This is a genomic window from Gemmatimonadota bacterium (genome assembly GCA_026706345.1).
GTDB lineage: Bacteria > JAAXHH01 > JAAXHH01 > JAAXHH01 > JAAXHH01 > JAAXHH01.
Map to the genome: position 1 here is coordinate 1 of JAPOYX010000051.1, position 15184 is coordinate 15184.

Here is a 15184-nt window from a genome sequence, read left to right on the forward strand (position 1 = left end):
CACTCTTTTCTATCGGGAATATATAGAGCGTGGACCGGTTTTCAAAGCGCCGCGGACGGATGAACCCGTCCGGCGCGTACCGCTGGTATTGACTGAACGGCCCGATAGAGGAGTCAGGAAATTGGAAGGTCCACGGAATCTGAAGGCGCGGGAGTTCAAGTCGCTCTGCACGCTCGTCAACACCGTTTTCCGCGGCGATGGCGTGGGACGCATGGAGGAGCAGTATCCGTTGCTCTTCGCGCCGGAGAACTACGACCATCTACTCGTCATGGTCGACGACGGCGTCGTGGTCTCCCACGTGGGTGCGTTGACGCGGGACATCTCCGTGCTCGGTTGCCGGATGCCCACCATGAGCATCGGCGCGGTGGCGACCTACGAATCGCACCGGGGACAGGGCCTGGCGACCCGGCTGATGGAAGCGGCGATCAGGAAGGCCGTCGAACAGGACGCCGTGCTCATGCCCATATCAGGAGGCAGGGGGCTTTACACGCGCTTGGGCGCCAGGAGGATTGGGCAATACGTGCTCTATACCGTCCCCCGCGACCTCCTGCCCGGGTGCGAAGTGGATATCCGCCGCGCGGAAGCGGAGGACCTGCTCGAAATGACGCGGCTGTATGCGGAAGAGCCCAGCCGATACGTGCGTTCAACAAACGATCTCCGGATGGCGGTCGACGTCGAATGGATCTGCGACCGCGACGGGGAAACCGTGGTGATTCGCGACGGCGGGCGCCCGGTGGCCTACGCGGGAATCCAGAAGCGCCGGCCCGACCGGGAAGGCGAAGCGAGCAGGGCCAGGCTGTGTGAGATAGCCGGTTCCCGGTTCGCGCTGGTGCGCGCGTTGCCGGATTTCTACGAACGCTTCGAAGTGGACTGCATCGAGATCGTCACCACGTCATCCGACCGCGAACTAGCCTCCCTGCTCCGGCCCCACGGCGTGACCGCGGCGCCCCAGGGATTCACGGGCACGGTCCTCGTCCTGCAACCGGAGCGGCTGCTGCGAGCATTCGATGAATACATCGCGGACGTGCTCGGCGCGGGTACATTGACATGGGAGGTTTCAGCGGATTCGGCGGTATTTCGGTGCGGCGGAAAGGATCATGCCGTGGCATCGAGCGACCTTGGCGCTCTCGTCTTCGGCGTGGTGCCACCCGACGAGGATCCGTTCGAGACATTTCCCGCAGGGTTGCTCCGGACCGCGGTGGAGAATGTATTCCCCGTCCAATTGCCCTGGTACGGCTTCAATTTCGTCTGACGGGTCCGGCGCTCATACTACGGCATTGAGGCGTCGGGCCACAGTCGCTCACCGCCTCGTCTCATCCAAACAGCCAGACGGCCGTCACTCCAGCACCTTCATCCTCAGGTGGGAAGGCGCGTTCCGGGAGAAGTACACCCGGTGCGTCGCCGCCTGGTAGTCCTCCTCCTTCGCGTCGTAGATACTCGGTACCCAAGTCTGCGGATTGCGGTCCACCATGGGGAACCAGGAGCTTTGCACCTGGACCATCATGCGGTGCCCCGCCCTGAACGTGTGGGCAACGTCCTGCATGTCGAAGACGACGTTCGTGACACTGCCCGGCCGCATGGGCTCGGGATAGGTGAAACTGTTCCGATACCGCGCCCGCATGACCTCGCCCCGCACCATGAGCTGGAACCCGCCCATCTTCACGTTCATGGGGTTCGCGCCCGCGTAGCTCGCCGTATCGGGATACACGTCGATCAGCTTGATGATGAAATCCGCGTCCTCCCCCGTCGTGGAAACGTACAGGTTGGCGAACAGGTCGCCCGCCACGGTGACGACCTCTTGCAGCACATCCGACTCGAAGACGAGCACGTCCGGGCGGGACGCGGCAAACCGCTGGTCCTGGATGAGGTACCGGTCGTCCCGGTTGATGACGACCTGGGAAGTGTGGGGCACGGGTTTCTCCGGATCGCTCACGTACTCGGCGTAGTCGTCCACCCCCGCCGGACGATCGAAAGACAGTCCGCCGCCGGGCGCCAGGTAGAGGTACGCTTCACGCGCTTCCCGGGGCGGCCAGCGGTCGAAGGCGTGCCACCGGTTCGAACCCGTGACGAAGATGCTGGCTTCCGGCAACTCCGGATCGGGGCCATCCTTCAGGTAGTGGTTGAAGAAGGGCAGTTCGATGGCTTCCCGGTAATGCTCCGCCGTGGGTTGATCGAAATAGATGTCCTGGTACCGCTGGCCGCTGCCCCGCGCCCATCCGCCGTGCCACCAAGGACCCATTACGAGATGGTTCACGATGCCCGGATTGTGGTCTTCCACCGCGGCGTAGGTCTTCAGCGGACCGTACAGGTCCTGGGCGTCGAAGAACCCGCCCACCACGAGCACCGCGGGTTTCACGTCCCTCAGGTGGGGCAGCGGCGTGCGGGCCTGCCAGAATTCGTCGTAGTCGGGATGCTCCATCATGGCGTTCCAGATCTTGTTCTCTCCGTGCAAGTATTTCTCGTTGATGTTCGACAGGGGCCCGAGATCGAGATACCACCGGTAGCCGTCCGGCGTGCCGTAGTCGCGGAAGCCCGTGGCCCGCTGTGTCGTGGGCGCGGGGCGCGGCTGGCCGTAGAAGGACAGGAAACTGAAGCTGGCCTGCAGCTGGAACGCGCCGTTATGGTGGCGGTCGTCGCCGATCCACCAGTCGGTCACCGGCGCCTGGGGCGACACGATCTTCACGGCGGGATGGGCGCCGATCAGGACGTGGGTGGCGTAGAAACCCGGCGCCGAAATGCCCCATACGCCCACGCGGCCGTTATGGCCCGGCACGTTTTCCAGCAGCCAGGAGACCGTATCGTAGGTATCGGTGCTCTCGTCGATGTCGGCGTCCGAGGCCTTGTCCGGGTTGTGGGGACGCACGGCCTCGAATTCCCCTTCCGACATCATCCGGCCGCGCACGTCCTGGTAGACGATGATGTAACCGTCACGGGCGAACAGCATGGACGGACCGATGCGCGTCTTGTACGCCGCCCCGTAAGGCGCCACGCTGTAGGGCGTGCGCTGCAGCAGGATGGGATAGGTCCGCGAATCGTCCTTCGGCACGTATATGGAGGTGAACAGCCTGGCCCCATCGCGCATGGGGACGTAGCGCTCCATCTTCTCGTAGTTCTGGACGATGTACCGCGCGTCGGCGTTGGCCTGGCCGAACACGGGACCGGGCAGGAAGAACAGGACCAGCACGCCGACGAAGAAGACGGGACAGGGTACGGGTTTCATAGAAGGTCTCCTGCGGGATTCATGAATTCGGTTTCAACGGGGACTTGCCGCGTTCGATTGTTAATCGCGCACGCGGTCTGATCAAATTCCGCGCATGCGATCTATTCGGCAGTCACGCGTACGGTTCGAACTGGATATTTCGAACTGGATACGAGCAATATGGATGTTTACCGCGGGAAGATCAAGAACGGCCCTTGGCCGTCAGCCGCTCGTAGGCGTCCACGACCTCGATGAAGGCGTCGTGATCACCGCCATGGTCCGGGTGGTGGACCTGGGCCAGTTCCCGGTACCGCCGCTTGATGTCCTGGAGCGTGGCGTAAGGCGGCAGGCCGAGGAGGGAGAGCAGTCCCGGATCGTAGGCATCGGCCATGGACAGGCCGTGTTCCTTGAAGTACTGGAAGTAGACGCGGTAGAAGAAGGCCTCGTAGACTTTCTTGATCTCGTCGTGGTCCATATTCACCAGCCGGTTCAGGGGATACGCGACCCGGTCGTCGTTCACGGACCGCGTGGAGAAGAAGGCGTCCCATACCAGCGTCTGGTGGTCCTCCCGCGGACGGGTCCTGAACCGGATGCGGCACTCGGTCTGCTTGAGTTGACGCAGTTTGCGTTTCAGCTGGGGAATGGTCATGGCGGGATCCGGTGATGGACGCTGTGACGGACTCGGTGATGGACGCGATGTTGGTCGCGGCGACGGATAGAGTGTTAGACGCGATAACAGACGCGTATCGGACACGCTGTTGGACTTGTCGCGGCCAACCAGCCGACTCGGGCTAATTCAACATGGACGGCAGGCTTTCCATCGATTCCGCCCGGGGCAGGGGATGGTCCCAGGGCCATGCCACTTCCTGCCGCAGATACCAGGCCGCCTGGATGGGCTTCATGCCGGCGGATGCCGCGCCGCGCAACTCGTCAAAGCCCCCGTCCCCTACGAAGTACGCGTCGGACGGACGGATATTCATGCGAGCACAGGCGAGATCGTAGATCTTTCTGTCCGGTTTCATCATCCAGACTTCGCAGGAAAAGACCACATCATCCACGTGACCCCGAAGCGGGCAGGACTTCCACGCCACCGCTTCATTGGGCATAGCGTTGCTGATGATCCCGATGCCGAGTCCAAGGGACCTGACCCTTTCCAGCATCTCGAACACCCCGGGGTCGACTTCCGACAGAACGCGTTTCTTCCACTGTTCGTACTCCCGGGCGATTTCGCCGAGTTCCCGGTCCGAGACCGGCGAGCCGACTTCGTCCCGCATGTGCAGGAACTTGACGAGACAGTCCGAAAACCCGCCGGTCATCACACGCTCGCCGAAGTCCACCCACCACTGCGCCACCCGGTCCCGCGTGGTGCGCAGTTTCACGTAATTCGGGGATCTCGACCGGAAGGCGCTACGTGTCTTTTCGGTGATCAGCGTTTCGAACAAATCGAAGAAAACGGTCTTCATCGCGCCCCGTTATCAGGTGATCCCGAATTCCTGGATGGACTGGATGGCGGACATGTCGTGCACGCCGCTGTCGTCGAGGGACACGTTGGACTGCAGTTCCAGGACGGCGCCCCGGTGCAGCGCCTCGATCGTGGCGCAACCCGCCGTGGCCATGCCCGACTTGAGCATCTGCATGACGATGGGCAGCTTGTCGTAGACCGACCCCGCGTGGGGCACCTGTCCGACGATGCCTTCCTCGAAGAAGGTGCTGGCGATCTGCGCGTACCGCCGGTTGTTGAAGGCCTTCCGGCTGCCTTCCATCCAGTATTCCTTGACGAGGTCTCCGGCGGCGTTGCGGACCAGTTCGCCGTGGCTCTCGGTGAACCGCGCCAGGAGATTGCCCATCATGAGCGTATCGGCCCCAAGCGAAAGGGCGACGAGCATGTCCGCGGAACCCTGGATGCTGCCGTCCGCCACGAGAGGAAGGTAGTCGCCCGTGGTCCGCATCCACGCGTCGCGGGCCGCGGAGACTTCCCGGATGGAGGTGGCCTGTCCGCGGCCGGTGGCCTTCACCATCTGCGTCGTGCAGCCCGACGCGATGCCCATGCCGATCTTGACGGCGTCCGCGCCGCAGCCGGCCAGATAGTCGAAGCCTTCCCGCGTCACCACGTTGCCCGCGATCACCGGGATGTCGTAGTGGGACTTGATCCATTTCAGGGTCTCGCCCTGGTATTCGGTGTGGCCGTCCGAGGCGTCGATGACGATCACGTCGGCCTGGTGCTCGATCAGCGCCTCCACCCGTTCCCGATCCTCGGGATGGGTCGATACGGCGGCGCCGACCACCAGGCGCTTCTGGGCGTCTTCCGTGGAATGGGGATGTCGGATATGCTTGTCGAGGTCCCGCTTGAACACCACCGAAACCAGCGTCCCTTCGGAAGAAACCATGGGCAGAAATCCGCGCCCGTACTCGATCATCCGCGTGTTGGCCGTCTTCAGGTCGTCCTCCTCGGCGCCGGTCTGCACGTCGGTCTTCATGCGGTCGCCCACCCGCATGTCGTGATCGTACCGCTCATCGAAGTCCTTGTCCGTGATCACGCCCACCAGCTTGCCATGGAAGACGCCGGTATCCGTCACCGGGAAGGTGTGGTAGCCGGTATCGTTCATGATGCCGATCACCTCGCCGATGGACTGCTCCGGCGACAGCGTGACGATATCGGTCTGAAACCCGGCCTTGAACCGCTTCACCGCGTCGATCTTGCCGCACTGTTCCTCGGTGGTCTGGCTCACGGCGAAAACGCCCATGCCGCCCAGTTGGGCCATGGCGATGGCCATCTCCACGCTGGTGACCGCCTGCATGGCCGCGCTGAGAAAGGGCGTGCGCAGCGCCAGGTAGCCGTCCCCCTGCCGGCAGAGGCGCGTCTCCAGGGACACGAGCTGGGCATTCGCGTCGGCCTGCGTAAGGCGTGGCAACAAGCGGTATTCCTTTAAACTGTGAGAAACGGTAGAGGCTATGTGAGCCATGTATGCCCTCCGTGGGAACCCGGCCGGGGATCCATTTCCCCATCGGTTTCCCGTTACGGTTATCCGGGGTTGTGCTGATCCAGTTCCGCGTTAATCGGCGAGTCGGTAATTAACTCGTTCGACGACTCCGCATTCGAGTCAATCGACGCGTCCAACTTCGAGTCTATCAATATACATCATTCCACCGATTTTGCCTTGACATAATACAGTAAAGGATATATTAGTCAAATTAATAATTTTAATATGCGCTATTAAGTGAATTAATAAATGAATCTGTCCTACGATCAAGCCGTCGCCTTCCACGCCGTAGCCCGCCACGGAAGCTTTTCTCTCGCGGCGAAAGCCCTCTTCCGGTCCCAGTCCGCCGTGAGCATCCAGGTGGCCAAGCTCGAAGGTGAAATCGGCCAACCGCTCTTTCACCGGACGACCCGCCATCTCGCGCTCACCGAGGCCGGAAAGGTGCTGCTCAAGTACGTGAGCGAGATGGAAGGACTGATGAAGGAGGCCGTGCAGGAACTGGAAGACCTGGACCGCCTCGAGGCCGGCCGCCTCGTGCTCTGCACGTCCGACACCACGGGTTGCTACCGTCTGCCGGCCATACTCAAGTCCTTCCAGGAACGCTATCCCGGCATTGACATCGTCGTGAAGAACGCCACGTCTTTGCGGACTATCCAGGCCGTGGTCGACGGTGAGGTGGATCTCGGCGTGGTCACGCTGGCCTATCTGCCCAGAGAGATCGAGACGATCCCGCTGTTTTCCCGCCAGGACGTGCTGATCACGCCGCCGGGCCATCCCCTGGCGGACCGACGGACGGTGCACCTCAAGGACATGGAGCAGTATCCGCTGATCCTGCTCGACCAGCACTGCGCCTCCCGGCGGCTCATCGACGATCTGTGCGGGCAATCCCGGGTGCAGCTCGACGTCGCCATGGAGCTGAGTTCGATCGAGGTGATCAAGCACTTCGTGCGCATCGAGGCGGGCCTGTCCATCGTCCCCTCCGTCGCCATCCAGGAAGAGCTGGAGAACGGCACGCTCGCGCAGGTCGCGATCGGGGACTTCCGTAACCGGTCCCGCCAGAAAATGGGCGCGGTCTACCTGAAGGGGCGGTATCTGTCGCGGGCGGCCCGCAGTTTTCTGGAGGCCCTGCAGGGGTATTTCAGGCCGGGCAGGAAGATCGCGGCGGGACGCGGTAAGCCGGTTAGCTGATCGGACTTTCTGAAGTGGCGCTATACGGCGTTGCAAGCAGGCGGCAAACGGGAACAGATCTTGCACTCAGACGTATACTTGTAAAGGTTTAATTGTCCCCGGGAGATCGGAGCGCACGCCAGGAGGTGTATCGTGAAACGACGTAACCTGTCCCTCTTTGTAATGTCGGCCGTGATGCTGTCTTTCGTCCTGGTCTCAGTGGCAGGCTGCGCAGCACGCAGGCCCGCGCTCGTGGAATCCAAAGACCTGGTCGCAGTATCCGTCATGCCGGCCGGCCCCAAGAACTGGTTGTACACGGTCGAGACGAAAAACGCCGAGTACCTGACGAGCGTGGAATTCATCTCTCCGGACCTGGAGGGGTTCAAGGTGCTCGCGCTGCCCGAGGAGATCAAAATCACCCAGCAGACGACACCCGATGGCATCAAAGTAAACCTGTGGGGAAGCATCTATGGCGATCGGTACACCCAGTTCCGCAGCCTGCGGCTAATTCTGGCCAGCGACATGCCCAGGAGTCGAGGTGAGATAAACATCCGGGTAACCGATTTTCGTGGAAACACCACGACGATCGAATCCATTGCGGGGCCAGTCGCCGCCAGGATAGGCACGCCCCGATACGCCTGGCAACGCGCCTGGCGATCTTACGAAATTATGCCCCAGCATTTCGGCCGGTTTCCGGACAACCTGGTTGGAATCTCGTTTATCGGGAACTGACCTCGCAATTGGTGCCTGGAATCTATCGGTAGGATTGGCAAACGCGGATTAACGCTGACGTTTTTTCTTCCATTCCTTAGGACCTGCACCTCGTCCCAAAATGACTCCAGCGGCCGCGGAAGGTGAACCGAACGGGTAGTCTTGTCCGAATTCCAAAAAAGTACCCGTATCTTCCAGAACCCCCTTCTTTTGAAGGTCGCGTCTGATGTCCAATAGGTGACTGGGCATTGTCTGTACAGTTTCCTTAACGGCTTGAGATCCCGCCAGCACAGTGAACCCGCTTGATCCCTCAAAACCTCTCGCTTCGACGCCTTTCCCGTTAAGGTGCAGGATGCTGGTGATTTTACCTGGTTTGCCCGATTTTTCGAAGAAATGAATACCAATCACCGGCAGGCATAACAGCATGTCGCGTAAGTAAGATTCGGCATCGGCCCGGTCAGCCCAATCGAGGGTGGGAACCTTAGGTACCGCGACACCTTCCAACTCGCAACGTTTGGCTTCTTCTGCCAAGGGCTACCAACCGTGCCTCCAAATAACGGATGTTCGCTTTATCGAGGAATTGGTCCTTGCTTAAAAACACAACGCAGTGGGTCCAGAAATCCTTGTTGTTATTGTGGTGATTTAGTTGTGACTTAAGGTTGTCACTCTCACCGATGTAAACTCTGGGCAGGTATCCTTCCGGTATGTATTCCCAGAGTATGTAAACGCCAGAGGTTTCAAGTACATCCAACTCTCGAACTTCCTCGTAGTTCGCTCGTGGGAATACAATCCCCTGTCCTGTCCATAGGGGTTTTGTGATGAAACACAACCCTTCAGGATCACCGGTAGGGAAGAATATACGTAGCGAGAATGCCGTCTTTTTTGACATTGATGTGTTATCCTTCGTATGATAGAGCGAATTATCAGGTCGAATGTATACTGACAATGGACGTTGGCAGGAAATTAGAAACTAGTATCAGCCCGCCTCCAGTACGCTGACCCCCGGCAGTACCTTGCCCTCCAGCAGTTCCAACGAAGCGCCCCCGCCCGTGGATACGTGGCTCATGCGGCCGGCAAGCCCGAAGGTGTTGACGGCCGCCGCGGTATCGCCACCGCCGATGATGGTGACCGCGCCGAGATCGGTGGCGTCCGCAATGGCGTGGGCGATCGCCTGCGTTCCCCCCGCGAAGGCTACCAATTCGAAGACCCCCATGGGGCCGTTCCAAAGTATCGTACCTGCTTCGGAGATGGCTTCGGCGAATTGACGCCGGGTTTCCGGACCGATATCTAGGCCCATGGATCCGTCGGGGATCTGGTCGACGTACAGCGCAGCCGCTCTGGAGTCAATAGACTCGGCAACAACATGATCCACAGGGAGTAATACCGGTTTACCCAGGCCGGCGGCTTGGTCCAGGATATCCGCCGCGAAATCCATTCGATCTTCCTCCACTTGGCTGTTTCCTACTGCCTTGCCGCGACTGGCGAGGAAGGTATACGCCATGCCCCCGCCGATAATCAGCGCGTCGGCGATCTCGATAAACCGGTGCGTCGCACCGATCTTGTCCGACACCTTGGCCCCGCCGAGCATAACGACTAACTTCCCCTTCGGGCTTTCAATCGCACCCGAGAGATAGTCCAGCTCCTTCTGCATGAGCAAACCGGCCGCGCGCTCGCGCAGCAGTCGCGCCACGCCCTCGGTGGACGCGTGGGCACGGTGGGCTGTTCCAAAGGCGTCGTTTACGTAGACGTCTCCCAGGGTGGCGAGTTCGCGTGCGAGTTCCGGATCGTTCCGGGTCTCCCCGTCATTGAACCGGACGTTTTCCAGCATGAGGCATTCGCCATCCTTCAGCGTTTCCGCCGCACGTCGCGCGGCGGGGCCGATCGTCTCCCGCACGTAGCCGACTGGTTGGCCCAGAAGTTTGGAAAGCCGGTCCGCCACAGGCCTTACGCGCAAGTCTTCAGTGACTCGCTTCGGCCGGCCCAGATGGGTCATCAGGATGGCCCTGCCACCGTGGTCGAGGATATGCCGGAGCGTGGGCAAAGAGGCGCGGATGCGTGTATCGTCGGTGAGGTTGCCCGCTTCGCCGAGCGGCACGTTGTAGTCCACGCGCACTAGTACGCGACGGCCGCTTAGTTCAAGGTCTGTAAGGGAGCGGACATTCATGAGGCTGACCCGGCCATTTTATCGACGCAGCGGCGCATTTTCTACTTTACTTTGTTGATCGCGCAGGTTATATACAGGGTTTCAACCGGAATTTGGTACAAGTGCGAATAACGGACTATCCTCTCTTTTTCCTCCTTCAAGAAACCGTGTCTGTTATTGCGAATCAACGGTATTCCAGTACTCCGGTTTGAATTGAGAAACTGGAAATCGCGTTCCCGTATTCGATTTTCGCAACCGAAAGGATGCGAATGAGGGGCGATCCTTATATGAAAAAACCCCGGGGTCTCTACGATCCGGCTTATGAGCACGACGCGTGCGGCGTGGGTGTCGTGGCGAATCTGAATGGCGAGAAATCGTACGCCATCATACGTAACGCCATCCGGGTGCTGGTCAACCTGGAGCATCGCGGCGCCTGCGGGTGCGATCCCCATACGGGTGACGGCGCGGGCCTGCTGTTCCAGCTTCCCCATGACTTCTTCAAGCGGCAGTGCGGGCTCTCCGGCATTTCGTTGCCGGAAGCGGGGCAGTACGCCGTGGGCATGGTGTTCCTGCCCCGAGGCGCCGAACACCGCCGCTGGTGCGAGCGGGCGATCGAGAAGACCGTCTGGGAGGAAGACCAGGTGTTCCTGGGGTGGCGCGACGTGCCGGTGGATTTTTCCCAGGCCGGGGAACTGGCGACCCAGGTTTCCCCGCTGATCCGGCAGTTCTTCATCGGAAGCGGCGACCAGGTGTCCGATCAGGATCGTTTCGAGCGCAAGCTGTACGTCATCCGCAAGGTCATCGAAAACGCCGTCGACGCGAAGCTTCCCGAGGACAACCGCGACGACTTCTATATCGCCAGCCTGTCGAGCAAGACCATCGTCTACAAGGGACTGCTTCGAGCGGACCAGCTGGACTCCTTCTACCGCGACCTGTCCGACGAGTCCATCGTCACGTCCCTGGCCCTGGTGCATTCCAGGTACAGCACCAACACGCTGGGATCGTGGCGCCTCGCTCATCCCTACCGGTTGCTCTGCCACAACGGCGAAATCAACACGATCCGCGGGAACCAGAACTGGATGCGCGCCCGGGAGGCGCTCTTCGCTTCCCCGCTCTTCGGCGACGACATGGCCAAGCTGAGCCCGATCATTCGCGAAGGTGCCAGCGATACGGCGGGATTCGACAACGCGCTGGAACTGCTGGTCTCCACGGGGCGGTCGCTGCCCCACGCCCTCATGATGATGATCCCGGAAGCCTGGGAGAACCACGAGTCCATGTCGGATGAGAAGAAGGCCTTCTACGAATACCACGCCTGTCTCATGGAACCGTGGGACGGCCCCGCCCTTATCGCGGCGTGCGACGGGGACCGCATCTGCACGACCTTGGACCGCAACGGTCTTCGGCCCTTCCGGTACGTGGTGACGAAGGATGATTTCGTCGTCGGCGCGTCGGAAGCCGGCGTGCTGGAGATCCCGCCCGAGCGAATCCTCACGCGGGGCCGGCTGCAGCCCGGACGCCTGTTCCTGATCGACACGATCCGGGGCCGCATCGTCACCGACCAGGAGATCAAGCACGAGATCAGTTCGCGAAAGCCCTACCGCGCCTGGCTGGACGAGCACATGGCGAATTTGGACGACCTGCCGGAGCCGGACGACGTGCCCGCGCTCGACCTGGCGACGCTGGAAGAACGGCAGCGGGCCTTCGGATATACCAGCGAGGAATTGAAGATTCTCATCGGCCCCATGGCGGCCAACGGGTATGAACCCGTGGGGTCCATGGGCAACGACGCGCCGATTGCCGTCCTGTCCAACAAGCCGCAGCTCCTGTTCCACTACTTCAAGCAGTTGTTCGCCCAGGTCACCAATCCCCCCCTGGACGCCATCCGCGAAGAGCTGGTCACGTCCGTGGATACCTCGATCGGGTCCGAGCAGGATCTCTTCGCCGAAACGGCCGATCATTGCCGGCAACTCCGGATCCCCCGCCCCGTACTGTCCAACGGGGAACTCGCCCGCATCCGGGCGCTCGACCTTCCCGGGCTGAAATCGGAGACGCTACCGGCCGTGTTTCGGCGGACTGCGGGAACGGGTGGGTCAGCGGAAACGGCCGGGTCAGCCGGAACAGCCGGGTCAGCGGGAAAGGACGGTTTCGCGACTGCGTCGACCGGCGCCCTCGAGGACGCCGTGGACGAACTCTGCCGCGAGGCGGGAAGGGCCATCCGGGAACGGGGAGCGACGCTGCTCATCCTGTCGGACCGGAAAGTCGGACCGGACTGGATCCAGATACCGAGCCTGATCGCCACCGCCGCCGTGCATCATTATCTCATACGGGAAGGACTGCGGACCAGCGCGGCCATCGTCGTGGAATCGGGCGAGCCGCGGGAGGTCATGCACTTCTGCCTGCTCATAGGTTACGGGGCCAACGCGATCAATCCCTACCTGACCCTCGAAACGGTGGAATGGATGAGCATAGACGGCCTGATTGATCCGCCGGTCAGCCCGGCCGATGCGGACAAGGCGCGGGAGAACCTGCTCAATGCCCTGTGCAAAGGCGTCCTGAAGACCATGTCCAAGATGGGCATCTCCACCATCAAGTCCTACCACGGCGCCCAGATCTTCGAGGCCATCGGGCTGAAGCAGTCGGTCATCGACAAATACTTCACGTGGACCGCGTCCCGCATAGAGGGCATCGGGCTGCCCGAGATCGAAGCGGAGTACCGCCAGCATCATCACCACGGCTATCCCGAGCGTCCCGTGGCGAACGGCCATACCCTGGACGTGGGGGGCTACTACCAGTGGCGGAGCGACGGCGAGCACCATCTCTTCAACCCCCACACCATCGCGCTCCTGCAGGCCGCGAGCCGCACGGGTGACTACGAGCTCTTCCGGCAGTACACGGACCAGATCGACGACCAGACGCGTCTGCTGGGCACGCTGCGCGGCCTGTTCGACTACAAGCAGGTGCAACCGCCCGTGCCCATCGAGGAAGTGGAGCCGGCCTCGGAGATCGTCAAACGCTTCTCCACCGGCGCCATGTCCTACGGCTCCATCAGCAAGGAGGCCCACGAGACCCTGGCCATCGCCATGAACCGCATCGGCGGCCGGAGCAACTCGGGCGAAGGGGGCGAAGACCCGGACCGCTACTACCCGGACGACAACGGCGACTGGCGAAACAGCGCCATCAAGCAGGTGGCCTCGGGCCGGTTCGGGGTGACGAGCAACTACCTGGTCAACGCGACGGACCTGCAGATCAAGATGGCCCAGGGCGCCAAGCCAGGAGAAGGCGGACAGCTTCCCGGTCATAAGGTCTTTGAAGAGATCGCGCGCGTGCGGAAGTCGACCCCCGGCGTGGGGCTCATCTCGCCGCCGCCCCATCACGACATCTACTCGATCGAGGACCTGGCGCAGCTGATCCACGACCTGAAGAGCGCCAACGACCGGGCCCGCATCCACGTCAAGCTGGTGGCGGAAGTCGGCGTGGGCACCGTCGCGGCCGGCGTGTCCAAGGGCAAGGCCGACGTGGTCCTCATCAGCGGATACGACGGCGGCACAGGCGCTTCGCCGGAGTCGTCCATGAAGCACGCGGGCGTGCCCTGGGAACTGGGCGTCGCCGAGACGCAGCAGGTGCTGGTCCAGAACGACCTTCGGGGCCGCATCGTGGTGCAGACCGACGGCCAACTCAAGACGGGCCGCGACGTGGTCATCGCCTGCATGCTGGGCGCCGAGGAGTTCGGCTTCGCCACGGCCGCCCTGGTGGTCAGCGGCTGCATCATGCTCCGCAAGTGCCACCTGAACACCTGCTCCGTGGGCGTGGCCACGCAGGATGAGGAGCTCCGCAAGCGCTTCACGGGCCAGCCCGAGCATGTCATCAACTTCATGATGTTCATCGCCGAGCAGATGCGGGAGCAGATGGCGCAACTGGGCTTCCGGACGGTGAACGAGATGGTGGGACGTACCGACTGCCTCGACACGCGCAAGGCCATCGACCACTGGAAGGCGAAGGGCCTGGACTTCACCCGGATGCTCGCGCCCGTCGAGGCGCCCGACCGCGTAGCCCGCTACTGCTGCCAGAGCCAGGACCATGGTCTGGAAAAGAAGCTCGACCAGCGGCTCATCGAATTATCGACAGAGGCCCTGGAGGATCGCCAGCCGGTCGTGCTGCGGCATGCGATCCACAACATCGACCGCACGACGGGCGCCATGCTCAGCGCAGAGGTATCGCGCAGGCACGGCGAGGAAGGCCTGCCGGAAAACACGATCCTGGCCAGGCTGCACGGGTCGGCCGGCCAGAGCTTCGGCGCCTTCTTGGCGCCGGGCATCACCTTCCTCCTGGAAGGCGAATCCAACGACTACACGGGCAAGGGACTGTCCGGCGGCATCATGGCCATTTACCCGCCCGAGAACGCGGGTTTCGTGCCCACCGAGAACGTGATCATCGGCAACGTGGCTCTTTACGGCGCCACCGGTGGACAGGCTTACTTCCGCGGCCGGGCCGGGGAACGGTTCGCCGTGCGGAACAGCGGCGCCCGGACCGTGATTGAAGGCGTCGGAGACCACGGCTGCGAGTACATGACCGGCGGACGCGTGGTGGTCATCGGCCCGGTTGGACGCAACTTCGCCGCGGGCATGAGCGGCGGCGTCGCCTACGTACTCGACGAGAAGGGCGTCTTCCCCGGACTGTGCAACCCGGAGATGGTGGACCTGGAGCCGCTGATCGAGGAGGAGGACGTCGCGGAGGTGCGGGAACTGATCGAAGCCCACGTGCGCCTGACCGGCAGCGACCGGGGCGAGGAGGTGCTGGACCGCTGGTCCGAACTCCAGGACGCCTTCGTCAAGGTCATGCCCGTGGACTATCGCCGCGCACTCCAGGAAATAGCGGAACGGGCGGCCGAGGAAGCCAAGACCAATGGCCATCCCGCCGAGGCGGTGCCCGAAGCGGTACCCGTGGGCGTGAACGGCGGCAAGGGATAGCGCGCGGACGGCGCGG

Annotated in this window: 10 protein-coding genes; 4 read left to right on the plus strand and 6 right to left on the minus strand. The window is 62.1% G+C overall.

The genetic code is table 11. The features are described 5' to 3' along the window. The first annotated feature begins 121 nt into the window (after positions 1-121). Entirely contained in the window at positions 122-1252 is a 1131-nt protein-coding gene (locus OXG98_04580) for a GNAT family N-acetyltransferase (GenBank protein MCY3771279.1), read from the plus strand. 84 nt (positions 1253-1336) lie between these two features. On the opposite strand, the gene OXG98_04585 is transcribed toward OXG98_04580, so the two are convergent. The 4 genes from OXG98_04585 to OXG98_04600 all read right to left on the minus strand — a co-directional run bounded on the left by OXG98_04585 (position 1337) and on the right by OXG98_04600 (position 6162). After that, complete coding sequence (locus OXG98_04585) at positions 1337-3220, minus strand: CocE/NonD family hydrolase (protein ID MCY3771280.1); 1884 nt, start codon at positions 3218-3220, stop codon at positions 1337-1339. Between the two features lie 181 nt (positions 3221-3401). Beyond that, on the minus strand, positions 3402-3848 hold the full coding sequence (locus OXG98_04590; GenBank protein MCY3771281.1) for a DnaJ domain-containing protein: 447 nt from the start codon (positions 3846-3848) through the stop codon (positions 3402-3404). 142 nt (positions 3849-3990) lie between these two features. After that, positions 3991-4662: an HAD-IA family hydrolase gene (locus OXG98_04595; protein ID MCY3771282.1), complete on the minus strand. Its 672-nt coding sequence runs from the start codon at positions 4660-4662 to the stop codon at positions 3991-3993. Positions 4663-4674: 12 nt separating this feature from the next. Then, a complete protein-coding gene (locus OXG98_04600) occupies positions 4675-6162 on the minus strand; it encodes an IMP dehydrogenase (protein ID MCY3771283.1) in 1488 nt (495 codons plus the stop codon). A gap of 267 nt (positions 6163-6429) precedes the next feature. On the opposite strand from OXG98_04600, the gene OXG98_04605 reads away from it, so the two are divergent. Beyond that, the gene (locus OXG98_04605) at positions 6430-7368 is read left to right on the plus strand and encodes a LysR family transcriptional regulator (protein ID MCY3771284.1); all 939 of its coding nucleotides are present in this window, start codon (positions 6430-6432) and stop codon (positions 7366-7368) included. 132 nt (positions 7369-7500) lie between these two features. Continuing rightward, the gene (locus tag OXG98_04610) at positions 7501-8079 is read left to right on the plus strand and encodes a hypothetical protein (protein MCY3771285.1); all 579 of its coding nucleotides are present in this window, start codon (positions 7501-7503) and stop codon (positions 8077-8079) included. Positions 8080-8127: 48 nt separating this feature from the next. Here the strand turns inward: OXG98_04610 and OXG98_04615 are convergent, their stop codons facing one another. Continuing rightward, on the minus strand, positions 8128-8589 hold the full coding sequence (locus OXG98_04615) for a DUF4357 domain-containing protein (protein ID MCY3771286.1): 462 nt from the start codon (positions 8587-8589) through the stop codon (positions 8128-8130). Between the two features lie 445 nt (positions 8590-9034). Beyond that, on the minus strand, positions 9035-10222 hold the full coding sequence (locus OXG98_04620; GenBank protein ID MCY3771287.1) for a phosphoglycerate kinase: 1188 nt from the start codon (positions 10220-10222) through the stop codon (positions 9035-9037). 266 nt (positions 10223-10488) lie between these two features. On the opposite strand from OXG98_04620, the gene gltB reads away from it, so the two are divergent. Continuing rightward, on the plus strand, positions 10489-15168 hold the full coding sequence (gltB, locus tag OXG98_04625) for a glutamate synthase large subunit (GenBank protein MCY3771288.1): 4680 nt from the start codon (positions 10489-10491) through the stop codon (positions 15166-15168). The last annotated feature ends 16 nt before the right edge of the window (positions 15169-15184 follow it).